Source organism: Treponema sp. UBA6852 (genome assembly GCA_002449305.1).
Taxonomy (GTDB): Bacteria; Spirochaetota; Spirochaetia; order Treponematales; family Treponemataceae; genus Treponema_D.
The window spans coordinates 40,758-63,551 of sequence record DKDI01000038.1 but is presented as its reverse complement, the minus strand read 5'-3'; the positions used below and the strand labels follow the sequence as shown (position 1 = coordinate 63,551).

The window sequence follows — 22,794 nt, the reverse complement described above, 5'->3', positions numbered from 1 at the left end:
AATAGAAACTTTCTTTTTTAAGGAAAAATTTATGGCGGAAGAAAAAGAAATTGAATTAATCAGTGTGCTTAATGAGCAGGAACGTATTCTTGACTCTATGCTTATGGAGCAGAATAAAATTCATGAGTGCGTTGTAAAGCGCAGCTGGGCAGGCCTTGAAGAATATGTCTTGAACATCAATGAGCTTGGCAGTGAATTTTCCAAGGTTGACAAGTTCCGTGAAAAAATCGCATCTGTTTCAGAAAATATTTATTTTCATCCTGAAGTAAAAGATGTTTTTCTCCGCGTAAAGACAAAGCTTTCAAGAAGCAAGGTTGAAAATGACGCGCTTGCAAAATATGTGAGCGCAACAAAAAAATTTATTTCAGAAGTTATGGATCAGTGCGCATCTCAGCAGAGAAACGAAATTTATTCTCCGAACGGCACAATGAGAAAAAACTATGCGCAGAGCATTGTTGTAAACAGAAGCATTTAAAAGGAGCGTGGAATTATGGCGAATTCTTTTGCAGGAATAGAAATTGGAAAAAGAAGCCTTATGGCTCATTCAACTCAGATTCAGACAGCCGGCCACAATATTTCAAATGCGGATACAGAAGGCTATTCTAGGCAGCGTGTCATTGTAAAATCTTTTGAGCCGATTTATCGCCCGGACTTGGAACGTGCGATGGTTCCAGGTCAGATAGGGCAAGGCTGCGATGTTGAAAGCATAAACAGAATAAAAGATGAACTTTTAGAAAGCCGTATTGTTGACCAGAAAAATGTTGAGTCTTACTGGGAAACACGCGACAAATATTATTCAATGATTGAATCCGTTTACAATGAGCCTAATGATGTTTCCGTAAGAACAAACATGGACAAGTTTTGGCAGGGCTGGCAGGAACTTTCAACTTACCCTGAAAGTGATGCGGCTCGTCTTGCAGTTGTTGTGCGCGGGCAGACTTTGACAAATTCAATTCAGCAGCAGTACAAAAGTTTGCGTGGAATTGGAGATCAGATAAATGGCGACATTGAGGCAGTTGTAAAGCAGGTAAATGATCTTTCGCGCCAGATTGCTTCTGTCAATGGTGAGATTGTAAGAAGCAAAGGTCTTGGGGACAATCCTAATGATCTTATGGACCGCCGCGATTTGCTTGTTGAAAAGCTTTCGTCTCTCATTAATGTTACTGTTACTCAAAAAGATCCTGATGAATTTATGGTTCACACAGATGGGCAGATTATTGTTCAAGGAAGTCTTGCTCGCCAAATAGAAAGTGTCGGCCAGCTTGATAATAACGGCTACGGAAAACTTATGTGGTCTGATACAAAGCTTGATGCAGAGTTTCATGGAGGAACTCTCGGAGCTTTGGTTGAACTTCGTGACAAGGATATTCGCAGTGAAATTCAGTCTTTAAATACAATGGCTCTTAACTTTGCAGATTTAGTGAATGATGTCCACAGAAATGCCATTGGAAAAAATAACGTTACAGGCTTGGACTTTTTTGTTCAGCATGATTTTGTAGAAAACGTAAACGGAAACTATGACAGAAACGGCGATGGTGTAGAAGACACTTCCTATATTTTCCGCATGACAGGAACAAATGCTCTTAAGATGCAGGAGCAGATTGGTCTTTCTGGAACAATGACAATTAACGGCGCAAGTGGAAATATTGATGTCGCTTATTTTTCAACAGACACAGTTGAAGATGTTATCAACAGAATCAACGATTCCAACGGAGAGGTAAAGGCTTATCTTGACAGAAATAGTTGTCTTGTTTTAAAAGCAACATCTTCTAGCGGAATGGAAAATCCTGATTTTGTTATCCGCCATGTTGAGGATTCTGGAATGTTCCTTACGGGGTATTCAGGAATTTTGCAGGGAAGCGGAGAAGATAATGCCTATGACTTTAACCGTGCAAATGCGGTTGATGTTCTTGCAGGTGCTCAGTTTGCGGTTTCTCCTGTTTTGAATCCGTCTGCATATATTGAAGTAAATGGACTTATTCAAAATGATGTTTCAAGTGTTGCCGCAGCATTTAAAAATTCCCAAGGCTTTGCAGAGCCTAGCGATGGAAGAGCAGCAGTTGAAATGGCTGCAATCAGAAATACAAAAATAATGATTGGAAGTCAGCGTACATTTGATGATTATTTTGCTGATACAGTAACCAACGTTGGGTTAAAGGGAGAGCAGGCGCAAAATCAGCTTGCGACTCAAAATAAAATAATGGGCGACTTAAGAGATTTGCGCGACAGCATTTCTGGTGTAAACATTGATGAAGAGCTTGCTGATATAATAAAGTTTCAGCATGGGTATAACGTTGCTGCAAAATTTATTTCAGTGCAGGATGAACTTCTTGATACGTTGATCAACCGTCTTGGAGTTTGAGTTATTTTAGAAGCGAGGTAGAATATGCATAGAATCAGCTCACAGTTTAATAATACAGATACCCAGTATCAGCTTAGAAAACAGGAAGTAAATCAGGCAATAAAAAACCGCCAGATTGGAACTCAAAGCAGAATCGGAAGCCTTCGTGATGATCCGATTGCAGCCGGACATCTTGTGCGCTATCAGTCTTATCTGGGACGTGTAAATCAGTTTGAAAAAAATGCGCAGACTCTTGCAGATCAGATGAATGTTAGAGAAGGGTATATAAATCAGAATTTGCAGATTATGCACCGCGTTAGAGAACTTGCTATTACTGGCGCAAATGGAACTTACACAGAAGAAGACTTAAAAAATATGGCTGTTGAAGTCAACGAGCTTTTAAAGGAGCTGATTCAAAATGCAAATGCTGTAGGTCCAGACGGAAATACTCTTTTTGCTGGAACAAGAACAAAGGGTGCGGCTTTTGATGTTGTAATGGGAAACATTCCTGGTTCCGATGAAGCTCTTATTGAAAAAGTAAATTATAAGGGAAACAACGGAACTAATAAAATTGAAGTTGATGAAAACGCTTATCTTCAAATTGACAATAGCGGAACAAAGACATTTTGGGCAGAGCCTCAACACCTTATTGGGCAACGAGATTTGACTTCTTGGCAGGCGCTGGAAGATTCTGTTATAAGCATTGACGGTGAGGATATTGCAATAAAATCTGGCGACAACATTTATGCAGTTGCTGCAAAAATAAATAATTCTGGAATTGCAGTAAAGGCTTCAATTGATCCTGTTTCACAAGGACTTTCGCTTTCCACTACAGATTCTCATCAAGTTTGGATGGAAGATAAAACAGGCAGTGCGTTGGCAGACATGGGAATGATTGAAGACTCAAGCCAGTTTCCGCCTTACAATGTAAACACTTCCGCTGTGAAAGTTTCTGGCGGCTCTTTGTTTGATGCTGTCATTGCCCTGCGCGATTCAATGCTCAAGGGGGATCAAGAGTCAATTGGAAGCCGCGTGATTGGAACTCTTGACTACGGAATCAATAATCTTACAACTCGCCTTGCAAAGTCAGGAAGCGACTATGAGCGTGCAATGAATAACGTTGAGCGTTCAAAGACAAACAATGTAAATGTTACTCAGCTTGTAAGCAGAGAAGGCGACATTGATTTGACAGAAGCCATAACAGATTTAAAGATGCTGGAATATGTCAACCAGGCAACAATGAGCAATGCTGGAAAAATGTATTCAAGTACACTGCTCAATTATATGCGCTAGGATTTTAATATTTAAAAATATTCATAGGATTTTTTATGCTGGTAGAAACAAAAACTAAAGGCTGTGTTGAAATTTCCAACGATAGGTTAATTTCTATACCTTCAGGTCTTTTTGGCTTTGAAGAGTATACAGATTTTGCTCTTGTGGACAGTGAGTATGAGCCGCTTATATGGCTTCAGTCGCTGCAGGAAAAAAATCTTGCGTTTCTTTTAATTGATCCGTTTTTAATTACAGATGACTATGAAGCTGAAATTGATGACAGTGAGCTTTTAAAAATCGGCATAAAAGATCCTGCTGATGTAATGGTTCTTACAATTGTAACTGTTCCTGATGATGGCAGCGCGGTAACTGCAAATTTTCAAGGACCTCTTATAATCAACAAGAAAAATCATCAGTGCATGCAGGCTATTCTCGACGGCTCAAAGTACACAACAAAGCACAATATTCTTGAAGCATTAAAACGAAAGGAGGCAAAGTAATGCTTATCCTTTCAAGAAAAATAGATCAAAAAATCCGCATCGGAGACGACATTGTTATTACGCTGATAGACGTAAAAGGCGACCAAGTGAAAATCGGCGTGGAAGCTCCTAGCAATGTAAAAGTTTACCGTCAAGAAGTTTTTGAAGCAATCCAGTCAGAAAACAAGGCCGCTGCTTCGCAAATTTCAATGGAACGTCTCGGAAAACTTTTTGGCTGATTGTTTTGCTGAAAAAATATTAGTTTTTATTTTTTGATTCAAGAACTATTTCAGCTTCACTTTTTCTTACATACAGCGGACCGTCATAGTCTTTTAATGGCTCTTTCTTTTCTGCAATCATTCTTTCTGCAATTTCAAAAAGGCTTTCGCAGCAGTCATTTTCCGGGCAAAAGCAGTGAAGAGAATAAAGCGGTGTTATTTCGTTTGTCCGCTCGACAAATGTTTTTGCTCCAGGTCCGCAGACAAGAACAGAGCTTTCTGCGTCAATTTGCTTTAAGATTTCTTCAATTTCTGAATCTTCTTCGTTTCTTATTTTTTCTCCGCGGATATAAAATGAATAAAAAAATTCATCTTCTTTTGCTTCTATTACAGGAAGAACTGTTTCAATTGCTTTTTTATACGGCCAAGAGTACGCTTCCAAAGAAGGAATTCCGTAGAGCGGAATATTGTCTGAAAGTGTGATTGCCTTGAGCGCGCTAAGTCCCAGCCTGAGCCCTGTAAAGCTTCCAGGACCAAGCGTAACGGTTGTGTAGTCAAGGTCTTTTACAGAAAGTCCGGCTTCTTTCATTACATAATCAATTGCAGGAAGAAGTTTTTCTGATTGCTTCATTCCAACATCAAGTGTAAGTTTTATTGTGTTACTTTCATTTTTTGCGGCTACAGAAAGTTTTGTAACTGCGCAGTCTATTGCAAGAGCTTTCATTTTATTCCTCGTTCCAGTCAATATTTCCGTTGTTCCAGTTTTCAATTTTTATTTGGCGGCTTCCGTCTTCTTGCGGTGTGATTTCAACTAGGATAGATTTTTTTGGAAGTTCTTTTTTTACTTTTTCGCTCCATTCAATTATGCAGACTCCGTTTCCGTAGAGCATGTCTTCAACGCCCAGGTTTGCAAAGTCTTCTTCGCCTTCAAGCCTGTAAACATCCATGTGATATAAAGGCATTTTTTCACCTTCGTATTCGCTTACAAGGCAGAATGTGGGGCTTGTTATGTTGTCTTTTATTCCAAGAGATTTTGCGATTCCTTTTGTTATTGTTGTTTTTCCTGCTGCGAGAGTTCCTGTCATTGCAAGAATGTCGCCTGGCTTTAAAAGAGAGCCGATTTTTTCTCCTAGTGAAATTGTTTCAGTTGAAGACTTTGTGTGGAAAATCATTTTTTTACCTGCTGCCATTAGACTTGCGGAAGTGTACCTTCCTGCGCCATTTTATCAATAAGAGCCTTGATTGCTTTTGTTATAGGAATAACTGGATAGTCAAGCTTGGCCGGAAGCGGATCAAGGTCAACCGTTCTTATTCCAAGCGGATTTGTTTCTACAGTGAAACTTATTGGTATTGAAATAATTGAAGACAATACTTCTACTTTTGCAACTGCCTTGTAGTGGTGAATGTAGTAAATGTACCCGTCTTCTTTTTGTATCGAATTTATTTCTAAAACTTTCATAATGTAATTAAATTCCAAGCTCAAAAATAATCATAAATCGCAGCATAAATATCATTTTTTGCAGCTATATTAATATCGGTAAATTTAATGTACAGCACAAATGTTTTTTCGTCCGCAGATTTTTTTGTTTTTATAATAAGACCTTGCGCCTGATGCTCAATAATTCCCGGAAGCTTAAAGTAAAGCTGAATGTACTGGTTGCTCGAAATCGGAAGACTGCATGAAATTTTGCATCCGCCTGCGGAAATATCAATGAATGTTCCAGTGTGCTTTTTTTGCTGAACTTCAAATTTTGTTTTTCGCCCGGCTTTTATTTCCTTAACTGCGGAAAAAAGACATTCAATGGTTGTTCCCTGCCTCTTTGTCATTCGCTTTTGAATAACTTTGAGAGTTGAAGAATGCGTTATAAGAAGAAGCTCCTTTCCGTTTGGAATATCTTCGTAGCGAGCTGCCATTACAACGCATTGGTAAAGCATTCCTGTGGCAGAAGAAAAATTTATCATAAACTTTGAAAGAGGCTTTGGCTTAAAGTTTTTTAGTTCCGCGGAAATTTCTATGTAAAAACCTTCCGGCGTATTCTTTTGAACTGTTGCATCATGCGGATTGCGGTTTTCATCCAGAACTCTTATTTGCTGCCCGGGCCTTAAGTATTTTGTGGAAGTTATGGAATGCTTTCTGTCATAAAGTTTTTCGAGCTTGTATCTTAATGAAAACAAAACTGAAATTTTTTCTTCGTTCCTTGGAGACTGCGCTTTCATTCTTTGGAATTCAGATTTAAAAAGATTTTGCATTTCATTTTCTGAGCGGTAAGAAAACTGAATATTGCGCGCATGATGTGTTTTGCAGATGCTCCACAGAAGTTTTTTTTCTGCGCTATCAAGATTTGCTTCATGCGCAATTCTTCTTACATCTGAAAACTTTGTTTGTCTGTTCTTATTTGCTTCAATCCATTTTTTTGATTTAGTTAATGATTTGTATTTCAAATATATAAAATATAAAATTACAAGAACTATAGCTATAGCAAGAAAACATGCGACAAATGAATATACAAATCCGCTTGAAGCAAGACGCGCTTCTATAGGTGAGCCTGTATCCATGATTTTTACTTTTTAAGGCCGTCCTCTATAGCCTTTGCAATAAGCTCAAGACGCGGCGCAATTTCATATTCGCACAAGTCTCCTGAAGTTACACTGTCTTTTGTTTCAAGCGACTGCTCAAAGTCTGCTGCAATCGGCGCAAACTCTTCAAAAAATTCTGTAACGCTTTTTCCGTCTATTACAATGCTTGAATATACTTCTGGGAACAATGCGCTCAAAGCCGCTGTATGGCAAAAGTCGTCAATTGCTTCTGCAAGTTCTGCTATTACAGTGTTTGCCTCTTTATCTTTTCCGCCCTGAAGCGCGACCGGAACTTCTAGAAGCTTTTGCGCGAGCGAAGAAAATTTGTCTTTTGATTTTTCAAGGGAATCTATTACGTCCTGCTTGCTTAAAACGGTAAGCTCGATTTTTGTATTTTCTTCAAGCGGAGTTTTTGAAGCCTCGTCAAAATCATCTGCGAGAACTTTTTTTCCGTTTAGAAAAATGCCGATTGTCGTGGCATCGCTTTTTTCTGCTTCTTTTTCAAATGACTTTAAAACTTCGCCAACTGTTTTTTCATCTTCAAGTGTAATGTCTATTTTTTCACCGTTTACAAAAAGTTCCATGATTTTCTCCTATCTGTTTCTGCCGTTATTTTGATTTGAAAAATTCTGCATTGTTGACTGCTGGCTTTCAAGGCTGTTCAGCGTGCCTTCCATGTTTGCGTATTTTCGTTTTAAATCTGCCTCTTTTCTGTCTAGCTGGGTCTGAAGCCGCGTGATTTTCGAATTTGAATTTTTTATCTGCGTTTCAAGTGAATTTGTTTTTGAAGAAATTATTCCGCCTGACTGAACCCAAGAAGTAAGTTGCCTGTCAATCTTGTATCCGATTCCGTCATCAATAATCAAGTCTCCGTCAGAATCGTAGCCAAATATATTTTTTATTTGATTTAAATTTGACTTTAAGCACTCGTCAAGTTTTTTTTCATCAACTTCAAGGTAGCCGCGCATCTGGGAAGGACTGTATCCTCTTGCGCCGCCGCTCGCATTTGTAGAAACTCCAATCTGCGAAAGCATTGTAACGGATGCGTCATCGGAAAATCTATAATTTGAAGAAACAATCTGCTGCAAAGATGATTTTCCGTTTGTAAGAGAAAAATCCCCCTGAAACATTCCAAGCCGCTCGTAGGCTTTGTCTTGCTCATCAGAAGAAAGGTAGTCAAGTTCGGAAACAATTTCAGGCTTGTTAATAGAAAGAATATTCATTTCCGCAATCGCCTGATTGTATTTGCCCACAAAAGTTATAATTGCGTCCTTTGCGGATTCTGTGTCCGGCTCAATTTTTATGTTCGCAGGCTTTTCCGTTTTTTCATGGACGTGAAGGGTAACATTTGGAACTATATCGTCAATGTCGTTTGTGGGGCGGCTTATGGTGATTCCTTCGTATTTTAGCTTTGCGTCCTGCGCAGTTGAGATTGCATTTTTGGGCTCAAATCCAAGAGATTTTTTTTCGTCAAAGCAGAGCGGAGCAGTCATTGAAATTTCTTTGCCTGTGTTTGAATTTCTTACAACAAGCGACTGTGCATTTGGAAAGTCCGAAATGCTCACAGAAACTTTTGTTTTTCCGCTTGAATCTTTTGAAAAATATTTTGAATCCACAGGCTGCTCGTTTCCGTCCGAATCCTTTATAAAAAATACTTGGCTGCTTGAAATTTCAACTGGCTTGGATTTTTGTTCCTGCTGTTCTTGCGCAGGCGGAAGAGTAGAGTCGCTTGGGTTGTTAAATACGCTGATTCCTTCATAAGTAACGCTCAAGGGAGGCGGAAGCTCAAGGTTTTCTTTTGGAGTCTGGACTGTTTCTTCTGTTATTTCCTGAACTTCTTTTTCAGTGAAAGAGAATTCTATTTTTCCAGAACTGCTTTTTCTTATTGAAGACGGAAGTTCAAGCTCAAATCCACCTCTTGGCTCTATTGTAATGTCATTTCCGTTTGCTTTTACTTTGCTTTTTGAAATTTCAGGAATTTTTTCCTGCTGAATCTCATCTTTGGTTTCCGGTGTTTTTGCAGAAAGCGAAGAATATTTTAAAGTTATAGTTTCCGATTTTGCAGAAGAAACCATGCCAGTTTTTTTTGCAAAGTCAAGAGCCTGATTTTCAAATACAAGGCGGTTTTCTTTCCCTGTCTTTAGGCTTTCAATTAGAAGTGATTTTTTATTTGCGCTTACACCAATCAAGCTTGCTTTTATTGTGTCGTTTCCGCGGCGGTTCAAGGCATTAACAAAGTCGTTGAGTTTTCCGCCTTTCCAGTTAAAGTCGATTTTTTTTTCTCCAACGGAATAAGTGTATTTTCCTGGAGCCACTTGCATATCGCTGTCTATTTCTTCGCTTAAAAATCTGTCTGATGCGGCTGGCTGTAGAACTTCTATTTTAAATGATCCGAACTCTGCTTCGCGCCCTGCATCTGCTGTTACCGCATATTCTTCCGAGGAAAATGAAAGCTTATTGCTGAATGGATTTTCAAAAGAGTAGAGGCTTTTTACACTGTCGCGCAGTGAAGACATTTTCTGGTTGACTCCACGCCAGGCATCTTGCTGTTTTTTATACGTCTCAAGATTGGACTCCTCACGCTTTAAAGGAATCCGTTCGACTTCCATTAAGGATTCAACGAGATCGTTTGTTTTGTATTTGTCGCTTACGCCTGGTATGTTCAGTCCGTCTGCCATTAAATCATTTCATCAAAAAGTACACCGATGGCATGTTTCATTCTTGCCTGAATTCTCTGTATATCTTTTGACGGTATTTCCCGGATAATTTCGTTTGTTGATGCGTCTACAACTGTTACAACAACTCTGTTAAGCTCGTCATTTACATTGAAATGCAGTTTGTGGCCTGTAACAATGTCTGAAAGCCGCTGAAGTTCCTGTACAGATGCTTCCAAATCCGCCTGGTTCGCCTCAAAATTTTGAAGCACTTCCGAAGCTGAGTTTGGCAAAGTTCCTTTTACAGAAACCTTTGCTTCTCCTTTTTGCGGAGAGAAAGCGTTGTAGACTTGCTGGCCATCCATTGCCATTGTCTGACCACTCATACTGATTGTATTCATGGACATTTCCTCCTGAAAAATAAAAAAGAAGAGAGGGGAAGGGGGCGCACCCCTCCTCGCTCTTACGTGTTTGCTGTCTAAAAGAAGACATCCAGATTTCTCTTATTCAGAAAACACGGTTACAGCTTGCGCCGTTATTTTAATACTACTGAAGCAAAGCCAATACGTTCTGAGACTGGCTGTTTGCCTGAGCAAGCATTGCTGTTCCTGACTGAGCAAGAATGGAATTCTTTGTGTATTCAACCATTTCAGCAGCCATGTCAGTGTCGCGGATTCCTGATTCTGCGCCCTGCATATTTTCTGCTGCAACAGCGATACCGTTAGAAGCCATTTCAAAGCGGTTCTGGTATGCGCCAAGGTCTGCTCTCTGGCGTGAAACTGATTTAAGAGCTGCATCAATTGCTCCAATAGCCATGTTAGCTGTATCTGGAGTAGAAATGCTTATCTGTTCGTCAGTACCCTGAGTTCCCTTAAGACCAAGAGCCTGTGCTGTCATTGTTCCAATGAAAGCTGTTACTCTCTGATCCATGTTAGCACCAACCTGGAATGTCATTACATTGTTTGTTACAGAATTCTCTGCAAAACGTCCTGTAAGAAGGTTCATTCCGTTGAACTGAGCCTGTGAAGCAATGCGATCTACTTCTGCTACAAGCTGAGAAACTTCAACCTGAATCTGCATGCGGTCTTCATCGCTGTAGATTCCGTTTGCAGACTGAACTGAAAGCTCACGGATTCTCTGAAGAATATCTGTAGTTTCCTGCAAGTATCCTTCTGTTGCCTGAATGAAAGAAACTCCGTTCTGAATGTTTCTGTTAGCCTGGTTGAGTCCGCGGATCTGGCTGCGCATCTTTTCAGATACTGCAAGTCCTGAAGCGTCGTCTCCAGCGCGGTTGATTTTTTCGCCTGAGCTAAGTTTTTCAATGTTGCCCATCAACTGGGAATTAGAAACTCCCAATGTGCGGTTTGCAAACATTGAGCTCATGTTGTGATTAATGACCATAATAATGTCCTCCATGAATCGTACATAATGCATCATGCAAAATGCCCGTCTGTAAAGGCTTTCTGCTGGTTTTTGCGCCCCCGGCAGAAGTTTTAGACCTTGTACAGCAGGAACCGTTGCTTTTATTTCCCTTGTAAAAAATTTAAGCAACTGTCTATGCTGTTACAGACAATCATGGAAAACAGAACTTTCAAAGATCAGCTTCTAAAACGAAGCAAAGCCGTGTCTAAAAGCACAGCTGTTTTGCGGGAAAGATTTAGATGGAAAGCAAAGTTAAAGTGTAAATCAAACCTGCAAACGGCAAAGAGCATAGAAAATTCCATGCTCTTTGTATTCAGTATATCACACTATTGGAGCAAAGACAAGACGCTTTGTGACTGGCTGTTTGCCTGAGCGAGCATTGCAATTCCAGACTGTGACAATACCTGGTTCTTGGTGAATTCTACCATTGCAGAAGCCATATCTGTATCGCGGATTCTTGATTCAGATGCCTGTGTGTTTTCAGCGGCAATATCAAGTCCCTTTACAGCATAGTCAAGGCGGTTCTGGTAAGCACCCAGATCAGCGCGCTGCTTGTTGATGATTTTAAGAGCTTCATCAAGAGTTCCGATTGCGCGGTTGGCATCACTTGGAGCCGCAATTGTCATAACTTCTTCAGTTCCAATTTCTCTCATTCCAAGAGCTGCAGCTGTCATAGTTCCAATGAAAACAGACATACGCTGGTCCATGTTTGCGCCGATGTGAAGCCACATAGAAGCTGTAGGAGTGTTTTCTCCAGTAGCCTGTGCAAATCTTCCTGTGAGCATGTTCATACCGTTGAACTGAGCCTGAGAAGCGATGCGGTCTACTTCTGCTACGAGCTGGCTTACTTCAACCTGAATCTGCATTCTGTCTTCATCTGAATAAATTCCGTTTGAAGCCTGAACTGCAAGTTCGCGGATGCGCTGAATGATGTCTGTAGTTTCCTGCAAATATCCTTCAGTTGTCTGAATGAAGCTGATTCCGTTTGCTGCGTTTCTTGAAGCCTGGTTCAATCCGCGGATCTGAGATCTCATTTTTTCAGAAACTGCGAGTCCTGAAGCGTCGTCTCCAGCGCGGTTGATTTTCTGGCCAGAAGAAAGTTTTTCCATGTCCTTTGTGAGTGAACCCTGAGTTACTCCTAAAGAACGATTTGAAAACATTGCGGACATGTTGTGGTTGATGACCATATTTTTCCTCCATGGAATTATAAAGACCAAATCCTTTCGGTCTAAAACTGTAAAAGACTACATCTGTATTACAAGGCTACATCTGCAATCTTTTACATTGAATAGCCTGGCTGATGTCTTCTACGAAGTTGAACAGCCATGGTTTTTCAATATAATCATCGGCACAATGGAGGCTTAACTTTAGCGTTTTTTTTTAATTTTTTATGATTTTTTTTAGAATTTCCGCGGAATTTTTGTAGGTGTACTTTTCAAGGATTGGTTTTGGGGATTCAGTCTTTTTCTTTAGAAGCTCGTTTAAGTTGCAGTCTGTGTTGTTCCATTCAATATAATGGGCGGAATTTCCGTATATTTCAGGAAGGCTTGCTGACTTTGAAACTATTATTTTTGCTTTGCATGAAAGAGCTTCAAGCGGCGGAATTCCAAATCCTTCGTAATAAGAGGGAAAAACAAACGCCTTGCAGTTTTCCATAAGCGATTTTACTTGTCCGTCTGTTACATAGCCTAAAAGCGTTACATTTGGAAGGCTCTGCAAGTCTTCAAGTTCTTTTGGAACAAGTCCGGATATTGCCTTTCCGGAAACTGCAAATTTTTCCTGCGGATTTTTTTTTGCGTAAGATGCAATCCATTTTAAATTCTTTCGCTTCGAAAGGCTTCCGAGTGTAAAATAAAATCCGCCTTTTTCAAGCTTGGGAAACTTTTCAAATATTGAATTGTCCGCTTCTATTGACTTAAAATGATCCCAGCCGTTTGGAACAATTTCTATTTTTTGTGGCGAAACTTTGTATGCTTTTAGAATCCGTTCCTTGCTGAACTGAGAAACCGTTATGATTTTTTTTGCGTTTTTTGCAATGTTCCAGTAGCTTAGGCGGCAGTAAAGCCTTATTAGCTTGTCCTTGAATGTTTTAAAGTCCTGAGGAAAATCCTTTGCGTAAATATCGTGTATAAAAGAAATTCCGCAGTTTTTTCCAAGCGGGGCAGTGTTTGAAAAGTTAAGCCCGGTTGCCTTTAATTTTTTACAGGCTAAAGAAAAAGTTCCCATGTCCCACAGTGGAAAACTCTTAATACTTTTTTTTGACACGATGATTTTAATGTTTTTGTATTCTGGAACTGACTTTGCGTTTGCAGGAGCATAAAGCGCAATATTGTCTTCTTTTGAAACTATTAAGTCCAGCTGCCTGCAAGTTTCCCAGGCGAATCTTTCAATTCCTGTGAGGTTTCTGCAAAGAAAGTTTCCATTTATTAAAATCATCTTTAAGCCTTAGTCGCGTGAATATAAATCCCTTGTGTAGACTTTTTCTTTTACGTCTGCAAGTTCAGGAGACATTCTGTTTGAAATAATTACATCGCAGGTTTTCTTAAATTCCAAAAGGTCTTTGGCTACTTTTGAACCGAAGAATTCATCTTCTTTATATGAAGGCTCGTAAACAACCACAGGAATTCCTTTTGCCTTTATGCGTTTCATAATTCCCTGAATTGAGCTTTGGCGGAAATTATCGCTGTTCGCTTTCATTGTAAGGCGGTAAACTCCCACAACTTTTGGCTTTTTTGCGATAATCTGTTCTGCGATAAAGTCTTTGCGTGTTGAATTTGAATCTACAATTGCATGAATCAAATTCTGCGGAACGTCCTTGTAGTTTGCAAGAAGCTGCTTTGTGTCCTTTGGAAGACAGTAGCCGCCGTAGCCAAACGAAGGATTGTTGTAGAAGTCTCCGATTCTAGGATCTAAACAGATTCCTTCTATAATAGACTTTGTGTTTAAGCCGCGCACTTCCGCATAGGTGTCCAGTTCGTTGAAATATGCAACTCTCAAGGCAAGATATGTGTTTGCGAAAAGCTTGATTGCCTCTGCTTCTGTGCAGTTCGGGTAAAGAGTCTTGATGTCTTCTTTGATTGCGCCTTCTTTAAGTAATGAAGCGAATTGCTCGGCTTTTTTCTTTAATTCAGGTTGCTCTTTTGGAAAACTTACAACGATTCTTGATGGATAAAGATTGTCATAAAGCGCGTGCCCTTCACGAAGAAATTCCGGGGAAAACAGAAGATTTTTAATTCCCATTTTCATGCGGATTTTTTCAGTGTAGCCGACTGGAATTGTGGATTTTATTACAACTGTTGCTTCTGGATTTATTTCTTTTACAAGTTTTAGAACTGCTTCAACAGAAGAAGTGTCAAAGTAGTTTTTTTCTGGGTCGTAGTTTGTAGGAGTTGAAATAATTATAAAATCAGCGTCTTTGTAGGCAACTCTTGCATCTGTTGTGGCTGTAAGGTTGAGCTTTTTGTTTGCAAGATAGTCTTCAATTTCCTTGTCTATTATTGGAGATTTTTTGCTGTTTATTAAGTCAACTTTAGCCTGAATTATATCTGTTGCAAAAACTTCATTATGCTGCGAAAGTAAAATTGCATTTGAAAGTCCTACATATCCTGTTCCTGCTACTGCTATTTTCATTCTTTTCTCCAAATATAAGCAAGGTTTTATAGGCAAAAAAAAAGACCTTAGAAAAACCTAAGGTCCGAGAGCGGCAGAAGGGAGTCGAACCCTCGTCTCCAGCTTGGAAGGCTGGGGTAATAAGCCGTTATACGACTGCCGCATTGCTTATGTTCAGTATATTATATTTTATGAAAAAAAATGTCAACAGGAAAATGTTAAATTCTGCAATTATTTTTTTACAAGCAAACAGTCTATTTACCCTGGGTAAATAGACTGTTTGCCTAAGGTAAATAAGCTATTTACCAATGGAAAATAACGTATTTACTCAAGGAAAATTCCCGCATTTTAACTTAACTTCACAAAAGGTATATAGAAGCAAAAAAAATCAATAAATTTTTGCCAAAAAGTTGTTTTTTGCGATTTATTCATTATAATGTAAGACAGGTTCTTGAAAAGTTGATTATAAAAGAGATTCCCACATCAAGTGTGGGAATGACATGGAAATTCAAGTACGACAATTACAGAGAGATGAAACAAGTGCGGGAATGACAGAGAAATGAAAGTTGTCATTGTCAGACTTGATCCGACAATCCAAAAAACTAGAGGTCTTTTATGAAGAAATTTATTGTTCCGGCTTTATTTGCGTTTTTATTTGTGGCGGCATCCTGCATGAACATGAGCGGCGGCTCAGAAAAAGGCGGCTCAATCCGTGTTACCTTGCCGGGAGGACGCTACGTTTACGATAAAAACAATGCCGACAAGTTCGTTGTGCGTGTAATTGGCGAAAGTGAGACTATAGAAAAAGACGCGGCGTTGGGGGGGGGTAATAGAGTTCACGGAACTTGAAGCTGGAGAATATACAGTTGTGGCTGAGGCTCGGGATTCCGCAAGCAATGATGAGCTTATCGCGTCTGGAAGCAAAGATATAAAAGTTGAAGCAGATAAAACTACAGAATGCCCTTTTACCCTTATAATTTCCAACTGCTTTGTTGCCGAGGACGGAAGCATAGTTATAAACAAGACCAAGCTTGAAAAGACAGCCCTTGCAACAGTAATTGATGCCGCCACAACAATTACAGGAAGCGGAAGCGCAGGCGTTTTTATTGACGGACGCACAGTAACTTTAAGCCCATACAGCATAGGCAAGTACGAAGTAACGCAGGAACTTTTTGAAGCCGTAATGGGAGAAAATCCAAGCAGTTTTAAGGATTCCCCGGCAGATGGTGAAATTCAAGAATATCGTCCTGTTGAGAAGATAAGCTGGTATTATGCAGTTGTGTTTTGCAACAAGCTTTCCGCATTAATTGGATTTGATAAATGCTATACAATCACAGCGGGTGGCACTTTAGTTGGCACTGACAGTCTTACCCTTAGTGAAGTTAAAACAGCTTGTTCAGGTTGGGTTGTTTCTTGTGATTTAACTAAAAACGGCTATCGTCTGCCTACTGCTGCCGAATGGGAGTTTGCTGCTCGTGGTGGAGATCAAAGTGCTGCTGACTGGGATTATACTTATGCTGGCAGTGATGATGATTTAGATAGTGTTGCTTGGTATAAAGATAATTCAATTAATAAAACCCATGAAGTTGGCTTGAGAAATGCTAACAAACTTGATCTTTATGATATGAGTGGCAATGTATGGGAATGGTGTTGGGATATTACATATAATGGACCTTCTAAAGAAACTGTTACAGATCCAATGGGAGAATCTATAACTAATTTTCGTTCTCGTCCAAGCGGCTCTTATTCTGATGATGCAGATCATGCGAAAGTTATTCAAAGAAATTCTGACACTGGAACTAGTACTTATGAAAACAACGGCTTCCGTCTTGCCCGCAGCGGCTTCCCTCGTGCAAAATAGAACATGAATTGCTAGAGCAAATCATGTAATGTTAAGTTGTTTTTAATGTCATTCTCTGACCAGATCTGCGATGTTTGCGTAGCAAATTCGGCATTTAGCTGAAGGGATACTTCCTAAGAGGCTGAGTGAGTATCCCTAAGACCTGAAGTGAGTATTCCTAAGAGGCTGAGTAAGTATTCCTAAGGGGCTTAGGAAGTATTCCTTAGCCTTTTAGGAAGTATCGCTACGGCTCTTAGGAAGTATTCCTTCAGTTTTGAAATTATTCAGCAGAAAACCAGTCTTCTGTGCGCAAAAAAGAGCGTTCTGCTGCTTCGGCTTTCTTCAAAACTCATTCATTGTCATTGCCGTGCTGCGACACTGCGATGTTTACGCAGTAAACTCGGTCAGGAATCTGCTGGAAATTTTCAATAGGTTATCAACCGAGTTTGCTTCGCAAACGTCGCAGGTCAAGCCCGATAATGACAGATGGTAATATTAACTTAAAAACTAACATCCATACTATATAATCTTTTTTTATTTCGTGATACAATATCTGTATTCTATTTTTTGGAGGAAATTTCTTATGGAGAAATTTTTCAAAATCAAGGAGAAGGGGTCTACTGTAAGCCGTGAAGTTGTCGGCGGTATTACAACTTTCCTTGCAATGTCTTACATTCTTGCCGTTAACCCGGGAATGCTTGGCTCAATTGCCGGAATGAATTTCGGCGGTGTGTTTACTGCGACTGCTGTTTCAGCTGCTGTTGCAACTCTTATAATGGCATTCTTTGCGAATATGCCGGTTGCTCTTGCTTCTGGAATGGGGCTTAACGCGTTCTTTACTTACACAGTCTGCGGCCAAATGGGATGCTCTCCTTGGTTCGCTCTTACTGCTGTTTTGATTGAAGGCGTTCTTTTTATTTTGCTTTCATTCTTTGGAGTTCGCGAGGCGATTATCAATTCAATTCCTGGCACAATGAAAAAAGCTGTTGCTGTTGGTATTGGACTTTTCATTGCCCTTATTGGACTTAACAATGCAGGAATCGTAACTTCTGCAAACGGAACAATAATCGGCTTTAACGCAATTGACTTGAGCCATGCTACTGCTCTTGTTGCAATTATCGGTCTTATCATTACAGTTGTTCTTTACATTCTTAAAGTTCCTGGCGCAATTCTTATTGGCATTGCCGCTACAACTGTTATTGGAATTCCTTTTGGTGTTACAGCTGTTCCAGAGAACTTCAAGCCGGTTTCTGTTCCTAGCGCACCGTTCCTCTTTAAGTTTGAATGGGCTGGAGTTCTTTCTCTTAAATTCTTCGGTGTTTTCTTTACTTTCTTGTTTACAGATATTTTTGATACAATCGGAACTTTGATGGGCGTTGCAGAGCAGGGAAATCTTATTGATGAAAAAGGCAACATTCAGAATGCAAAAGGCGCTCTTCTTGCCGACGCTGTTGGAACTGTAGCAGGTGCTTGTCTTGGAACTTCAACAGTAACTTCATTCGTTGAGTCTTCTTCTGGAGTTGCAGCAGGAGCTCGCACTGGTCTTGCTTCTGTTGTTACAGCTTTCTTCTTCCTTCTTGCTTTGTTCTTTACTCCTTTGTTCGCTCTTGTTCCTTCTTGCGCTACAGCACCTGCTTTGATTTTTGTAGGCTTCCTCATGATGCAGTCTGTTTCTAAAATCAACTTCGCTGACATTACAGACGGAATCCCGGCTTTCATTACAATTATGGTAATGCCGTTTGGCTATTCAATTTCAAAGGGAATCGCATTCGGAATGATTGCCTATGTAATTGCAAAAGTTGCCGGAAAGAAAACAAAAGAAATTCCTGTTGTTACTTGGATTCTTGCTGTTGTATTTATCTTTGCGCTTGCAATAAAAGCAATATAGTTAAAAAATTCCTGTGTCATTGCCGTACTTGATACGGCAATCCCAAGTGCGCCCCAAGAGTTGGAAACAATTTTTGAGGCGCACTTTTTTTTGCAGAATTTTTATACTTCTTAACCGAAGAGCTCAAAAGTCAGTGAGTTTTGACTCAAAAGCCAATGAGTTTTCACTCAAAAGCCAGTGAGTTTTGACTCAAAAGCCAGTGAGTTTTCACTCAAAAGCCAGTGAGTTTTGACCCAAAAGCCAGTGAGTTTTGACCCAAAAGTCAGTGAGTTTTGACCTAAAAGTCAGTAAGTTTTGACCTAAAAGCCAGTGAATAAAAAAAACATAATGGGATTAAGTCTTTTTTTTTTCAGGAAATTATGGTAAATTTTTTGCATGAGCGAAGAAAAAGAAAAATATGTGCGTCCGACCTGGGATGAATACTTTATGGAAGTTGCGCGTACTATTGCAAAACGTGCGACTTGCGACCGCGGAAGAAGCGGCTGTGTAATTGCAAAGGATAATCAGATTCTTGTTACAGGCTATGTCGGAAGTCCTGCCGGGCTTGCTCATTGCGATGAAGTTGGCCACCTTATGCGAAAAATGATTCACGCTGACGGTTCTATTACCCAGCACTGCGTAAGAACCGTTCATGCCGAGCAGAATGCGATTTGCCAGGCTGCAAAAAGAGGAATTTCAATTGACGGAGCGACCGTGTACTGCAAAATGACTCCTTGCAGAACGTGCGCCATGCTTATTATAAACTGCGGAATAAAAAGAGTTGTCTGCGAAAAGCATTACCATGATGAAGAAGACTCAATGAAAATGTTTGCCGAAGCTGGCATAAAGATTGAACACCTTGAGGATTCTGTTCAGACTTATGCCGATATGTAGAAGCACATGGTTACTAAGAAGGCACTCCCATGCTATGACATGGGAATCTTTTTAATTTTTAAAAGATTATCCGGTCATGCACGGTAATGACACTAAACTATAAAACTCGAAATTTAGGTTATTTTATACACTTATAGTTTTTAAATTTCCGCTCAAGCTAGGATTTCTGCATTCTCCGTCGTCAGTGTAGAGTTCGTAGCTTGTGCCTTTTTCTGCAAAGCTTATAGTTGTGAGTTTTTCAAAGTCAATTTTTTCAACTGAATCAGCGTTGTCTGCAAGCGGCAAAATGTGTTCTTTGCGGATAAAGAATGCAACTTCATCTAGCGCAATGTGTATAAAGTTATGTCCGGCTGGAATTATTTTTTCCTCGTAGTTTTCGCTGTCCTTGAACTTTACAAGCTTCATTTCTTCCGGAAGATAAACGTGGCGTCCTATTGCGTTTTGTTCATAGACCGGAGCAATCATAATGCTTTCTCCAATCATAAGCTGGTCTTCTGTCCTTCTTGCATCTTCATCCTTTGGCCAGATAAATCCAAGCGGGCTTGCATACATTGTTCCTTGCAAGGCGGCTTTCATAAACTCGCTGTAGATATAAGGAAGAAGTCTGTATCGCAGTTTAAGAATGTTCCTGAATTTTTCTATGCTGTTTTTAAATCTAAAAGGCTCTTGTTCCCGTGTTCCTAATGCGGAGTGGTTTCTTAAAAGAGGCATAAAAATTCCAAGGGCATACCAGCGCAATAAAAGGTCTTCTGTTGTGTTTTCTCCGAATCCGCCTAAGTCCGCGCCTGTGTATAAGAAGCCGCACATATTAAGAGACGGAAGCATTTTTAAGTTCAAGAGAATGTGCTGCCACCTTGACATATTGTCTCCCATCCATATTCCGCCGTATCTGTGAGAGCCTATGCAGGAAGATCTTGAAAACATAAGAATTCTTTTTTCTGGAGAAATCTTTTTGAATGCTTCGGATGCAGCTCTTGTCATGTTGTAGCCGTAAAGGTTATGAACGTCATAATGGCGGATTTTTTTTCCGTCCTTGCAATGGTAAAAACTTTTGTAGTCATCGATATTATTTGCAAGATTCAAGACAGTGTCTTTTAGCGCGAAGTTTTCTTTTAAGCCAATGTTGAGCTTTTTCATTTCGTTTACCTGGTCAAAAACTTTTTCCAGATTTTTTTCAGAGTAAAAGAGGGCAGGCTCGTTCATGTCGTTCCAGAATCCTTCAATGCCTTGGTCTGTAAGAAATTTATATTTCATTCCAAACCATTTTCTTGCTTCTGGATTTAAGAAATCTGGAAGACAGCATTTTCCTGGCCACACGCCAACTATAAAGTCGTTTCCGTCTTTGCCCTTGCAAAAATAATTGTTTTTCTTTCCTTCTTCGTAAAGTTTATATCCGTCTTCCATTTTTATTCCGGCATCAATGATTGGAACAATGCGAACTGAATTTTTTTTCATGCCGGAAACAAAATTTTTAAAGTCTGGAAATGATTTTTTGTTAACAGTAAAGTCCTTAAAGTTTTCCATGTAGTCTATGTCTAGGTAAACCATGTCTAGCGGAATATTGTTCTTTCTGTAGTTTTCAACGACATTTCTTACATCTTCTTCGCAAGTGTAGCCCCAACGAGACTGTCCTATTCCAAATGCCCATCTTGGAGGAATGTAGCTTTGTCCGATTAAAGTTCTGAATTCTTTTATAATTAATTCTAGCGTTGGGTTTTCTATTATGTAGAGTTCAAATTCTGGATTTTCTACAGCGACTTTAAGAGTTGAATAGCTTGAAGCTCCAATGTCGAATGTAATTTTTCCTGGAGCGTCAAAGAATGCTCCGAAGTTTTTTTCGTTTCCAGATACAATGAAAAAATTATGGGCGGCATAAAGTGAGCTTTTGTTTTCGTTGTGTTCCGGCTGGTCTGTGCAGAAACTTTCGTAAATGAATCCGCGCTTGTTTATTCCGCGCACATTTTCACCAAGACCGTAAACAATGTCGCTTAAGTCCATTTCAAGTGAAAAGCTAGAATCTCCTGCGTTTTTAAAATATGGAATTTTTTCTTTGCAGGCTTCAGGCTTTTGTTTTACAGTTTCTGTGTCAAATGGTTTTCCGAATACAAATCTCTTAATCATTTTATGCCTCCAATAGCTAATTAATAGACTACGCAAATTGATTTTTGCTTTATTTTTCCTTTTAGAACTGAATTCTTTAAGACAAATTTTGTTTTGTTTGCCTTGTCAATGTAAGTTCCTTTTGGAAGTTTTATTTCAACTTGAACGGCAGACGGCTTGGAGTTTAAGTTTATTATTACGCAGCCTTTTTCTCCTCGCTTTATAATTAGAACGCCCGCATTTTCTCCGTTGATGAATTTTTCATTTTCACCTTGCATTGCAGTTCTGAATTTGTTTACAGCAGAAACTTCCGGACTGAAATACTCATCGTTTCCTGTTTCGCCGATTTTGGATTCTCCTGGAAACTGTGTAGCTTCTTTTCCTTTTGGGCGGTTAAAGAACAATGGAGTTCCGTCTTTTCTTGAAGCTATGACTGCCCAGCCTGCTCGGATCATAAAATTTGTAAGGTAGGCGGACTCTCCTTCGTTTGCATAAGTGTCATGGCTTTCAACCCAAGTTACAAGTTCCGGAGAAGCTGCATTTTGAAAGTTTACAATTCCTTTTGCGTTTAGCTTTTCATTTTTTAACGCGCTTCTTAAAAGCTTTCCGTAGTTGCTCGCTGTTACTGGAAAAAGTTTTCCGTATGCATCTTCTCTTGAAGCTCCTTCCTGAAGAACTTCTCCGTAAATAAAAAGCTCATTTGCATTTTTTACAGATTTTCCGTTTACTGATTTTTTTCCTGTAAAGACTGGCCAGAAGTCGTTTTCCTTTGAAGCAGGATCTACAGGGTCGTCGGGAAGGGCAATATGTTTTGCTGTGTCAAATCTGAATCCGTCGGCACCGCATTCAATGAGGTCGTTTATGTAGTTCATAAAGTATTCTTGAAAAAGCGGATTTTCTGTATTTACATCTGGAAGTCCTCCGAGCATTGCGCTTGTAACTTCTCTGCGGTTTGCCATGCTTCTGATTGTGTGGTCGGAATTCTTGTGGTACATTTTTTGCATTCCGCCTACAGCTTCTATGAAGTCCAAGGAAATTTCATCTTTGTGTGTCGTCGTGTGGTTTGGAACAACGTCAACAATTACCGCGATTCCGTATTTTTTTGCCTTTGCGCACATACGAATAAAGTCGTCTCTTGTTCCAAGCTGATAGTTTCCAATTTTCCAGTCTGTAGGCTGATAGTGATAGTACCACTTTCCGTTTTTTTGACTCATAATTTCAAGTCCGCCGTTGTCCCCTTCAAAGCATTCATTCGCAGGGGAAGTTTGGATTGCAGTGAATCCTGCTTCTGCAATTTTTTCAATGTTATCTTCAATTGTCTTGAACGACCAGCACCAGCAGTGGAGTATAGTTCCTTGTTTTGTTTGCATTTTATTTTCCGCAGGCATAGCAGAAACTCCTAAAATAAAAATCATTGCAAATGTAAAAATTTTTCTAATCATTTTTCCTCCGTAATTGTTTAGATTTAATTTCTATTGTCATTATCGGGCTTGACCCTGCGATGTTTCTGAAAGAAACTCG

At 39.7% G+C, this 22,794-nt stretch carries 22 protein-coding genes and 1 tRNA gene; 9 read left to right on the top strand and 14 right to left on the bottom strand.

The genetic code is table 11. The features are described 5' to 3' along the window. Positions 1-31 precede the first annotated feature (31 nt). From B3209_RS08830 to csrA, 5 genes are read left to right on the top strand one after another with little or no spacing between them, the layout of a single operon-like run. Positions 32-475, top strand: coding sequence for a hypothetical protein (locus B3209_RS08830; protein ID WP_013701588.1), 444 nt, complete (start codon positions 32-34; stop codon positions 473-475). A gap of 15 nt (positions 476-490) precedes the next feature. Beyond that, positions 491-2,362 carry a flagellar hook-associated protein FlgK gene (flgK, locus tag B3209_RS08825; protein WP_296663079.1) on the top strand — a complete coding sequence of 624 codons (1,872 nt, stop codon included), beginning with the start codon at positions 491-493 and terminating at the stop codon, positions 2,360-2,362. Positions 2,363-2,386: 24 nt separating this feature from the next. Continuing rightward, entirely contained in the window at positions 2,387-3,634 is a 1,248-nt protein-coding gene (locus B3209_RS08820) for a flagellar hook-associated protein 3 (RefSeq protein ID WP_296663077.1), read from the top strand. A 35-nt stretch (positions 3,635-3,669) separates the two neighbouring features. Further along, positions 3,670-4,113 carry a flagellar assembly protein FliW gene (gene fliW / locus B3209_RS08815; protein ID WP_295796840.1) on the top strand — a complete coding sequence of 148 codons (444 nt, stop codon included), beginning with the start codon at positions 3,670-3,672 and terminating at the stop codon, positions 4,111-4,113. Then, a complete protein-coding gene (gene csrA, locus B3209_RS08810; RefSeq protein WP_013701584.1) occupies positions 4,113-4,331 on the top strand; it encodes a carbon storage regulator CsrA in 219 nt (72 codons plus the stop codon). Before fliW ends, csrA begins: the two co-directional genes overlap by 1 nt. 19 nt (positions 4,332-4,350) lie before the next feature. Here csrA and tsaB read toward each other — a convergent pair whose 3' ends face one another. The 12 genes from tsaB to B3209_RS08750 form a co-directional block, all read right to left on the bottom strand. Beyond that, positions 4,351-5,034 (bottom strand): tRNA (adenosine(37)-N6)-threonylcarbamoyltransferase complex dimerization subunit type 1 TsaB, encoded by a 684-nt coding sequence (gene tsaB / locus B3209_RS08805; RefSeq protein ID WP_296690486.1) that lies wholly within the window; start codon positions 5,032-5,034, stop codon positions 4,351-4,353. A 1-nt stretch (position 5,035) separates the two neighbouring features. Next, positions 5,036-5,482, bottom strand: coding sequence for a tRNA (adenosine(37)-N6)-threonylcarbamoyltransferase complex ATPase subunit type 1 TsaE (gene tsaE / locus B3209_RS08800; RefSeq protein WP_296663069.1), 447 nt, complete (start codon positions 5,480-5,482; stop codon positions 5,036-5,038). A 17-nt stretch (positions 5,483-5,499) separates the two neighbouring features. Further along, positions 5,500-5,769 carry a hypothetical protein gene (locus B3209_RS08795; RefSeq protein WP_295796831.1) on the bottom strand — a complete coding sequence of 90 codons (270 nt, stop codon included), beginning with the start codon at positions 5,767-5,769 and terminating at the stop codon, positions 5,500-5,502. A gap of 20 nt (positions 5,770-5,789) precedes the next feature. Continuing rightward, positions 5,790-6,866, bottom strand: coding sequence for a PilZ domain-containing protein (locus tag B3209_RS08790; RefSeq protein WP_296663065.1), 1,077 nt, complete (start codon positions 6,864-6,866; stop codon positions 5,790-5,792). Between the two features lie 5 nt (positions 6,867-6,871). After that, positions 6,872-7,471 carry a hypothetical protein gene (locus B3209_RS08785; protein WP_296690484.1) on the bottom strand — a complete coding sequence of 200 codons (600 nt, stop codon included), beginning with the start codon at positions 7,469-7,471 and terminating at the stop codon, positions 6,872-6,874. A 9-nt stretch (positions 7,472-7,480) separates the two neighbouring features. Further along, the gene (fliD, locus tag B3209_RS08780; protein ID WP_296663062.1) at positions 7,481-9,565 is read right to left on the bottom strand and encodes a flagellar filament capping protein FliD; all 2,085 of its coding nucleotides are present in this window, start codon (positions 9,563-9,565) and stop codon (positions 7,481-7,483) included. Continuing rightward, on the bottom strand, positions 9,565-9,942 hold the full coding sequence (locus B3209_RS08775) for a flagellar protein FlaG (protein WP_296663060.1): 378 nt from the start codon (positions 9,940-9,942) through the stop codon (positions 9,565-9,567). The genes fliD and B3209_RS08775 overlap by 1 nt, the downstream gene beginning before the upstream one ends. Positions 9,943-10,087: 145 nt before the next feature. Then, complete coding sequence (locus tag B3209_RS08770; RefSeq protein WP_013701576.1) at positions 10,088-10,942, bottom strand: flagellin; 855 nt, start codon at positions 10,940-10,942, stop codon at positions 10,088-10,090. A gap of 347 nt (positions 10,943-11,289) precedes the next feature. Continuing rightward, positions 11,290-12,150: a flagellin gene (locus tag B3209_RS08765; protein WP_296028987.1), complete on the bottom strand. Its 861-nt coding sequence runs from the start codon at positions 12,148-12,150 to the stop codon at positions 11,290-11,292. A 193-nt stretch (positions 12,151-12,343) separates the two neighbouring features. Continuing rightward, a complete protein-coding gene (locus B3209_RS08760) occupies positions 12,344-13,399 on the bottom strand; it encodes a glycosyltransferase family 4 protein (RefSeq protein WP_296663056.1) in 1,056 nt (351 codons plus the stop codon). Between the two features lie 9 nt (positions 13,400-13,408). Continuing rightward, positions 13,409-14,593 carry a nucleotide sugar dehydrogenase gene (locus tag B3209_RS08755; RefSeq protein ID WP_296663052.1) on the bottom strand — a complete coding sequence of 395 codons (1,185 nt, stop codon included), beginning with the start codon at positions 14,591-14,593 and terminating at the stop codon, positions 13,409-13,411. A gap of 69 nt (positions 14,594-14,662) precedes the next feature. After that, positions 14,663-14,735 (bottom strand) — tRNA-Gly (locus B3209_RS08750). A 452-nt stretch (positions 14,736-15,187) separates the two neighbouring features. On the opposite strand from B3209_RS08750, the gene B3209_RS08745 reads away from it, so the two are divergent. The 4 genes from B3209_RS08745 (at position 15,188) to B3209_RS08730 (ending at position 19,173) form a co-directional block, all read left to right on the top strand. Further along, the gene (locus B3209_RS08745) at positions 15,188-15,421 is read left to right on the top strand and encodes a hypothetical protein (RefSeq protein ID WP_296690482.1); all 234 of its coding nucleotides are present in this window, start codon (positions 15,188-15,190) and stop codon (positions 15,419-15,421) included. Between the two features lie 19 nt (positions 15,422-15,440). Continuing rightward, a complete protein-coding gene (locus tag B3209_RS08740) occupies positions 15,441-16,433 on the top strand; it encodes a formylglycine-generating enzyme family protein (protein ID WP_296663047.1) in 993 nt (330 codons plus the stop codon). Between the two features lie 562 nt (positions 16,434-16,995). Then, positions 16,996-18,300, top strand: coding sequence for an NCS2 family permease (locus B3209_RS08735; protein ID WP_296665017.1), 1,305 nt, complete (start codon positions 16,996-16,998; stop codon positions 18,298-18,300). Positions 18,301-18,675: 375 nt separating this feature from the next. Further along, the gene (locus B3209_RS08730) at positions 18,676-19,173 is read left to right on the top strand and encodes a deoxycytidylate deaminase (protein ID WP_295800533.1); all 498 of its coding nucleotides are present in this window, start codon (positions 18,676-18,678) and stop codon (positions 19,171-19,173) included. A 123-nt stretch (positions 19,174-19,296) separates the two neighbouring features. Here B3209_RS08730 and B3209_RS08725 read toward each other — a convergent pair whose 3' ends face one another. Continuing rightward, positions 19,297-21,330, bottom strand: a complete 2,034-nt coding sequence (locus B3209_RS08725; protein WP_349675602.1) for a TIM-barrel domain-containing protein — start codon at positions 21,328-21,330, stop codon at positions 19,297-19,299. Beyond that, positions 21,315-22,715, bottom strand: coding sequence for an alpha-amylase family glycosyl hydrolase (locus B3209_RS08720; protein WP_296091223.1), 1,401 nt, complete (start codon positions 22,713-22,715; stop codon positions 21,315-21,317). Before B3209_RS08720 ends, B3209_RS08725 begins: the two co-directional genes overlap by 16 nt. Between the last annotated feature and the right edge of the window lie 79 nt (positions 22,716-22,794).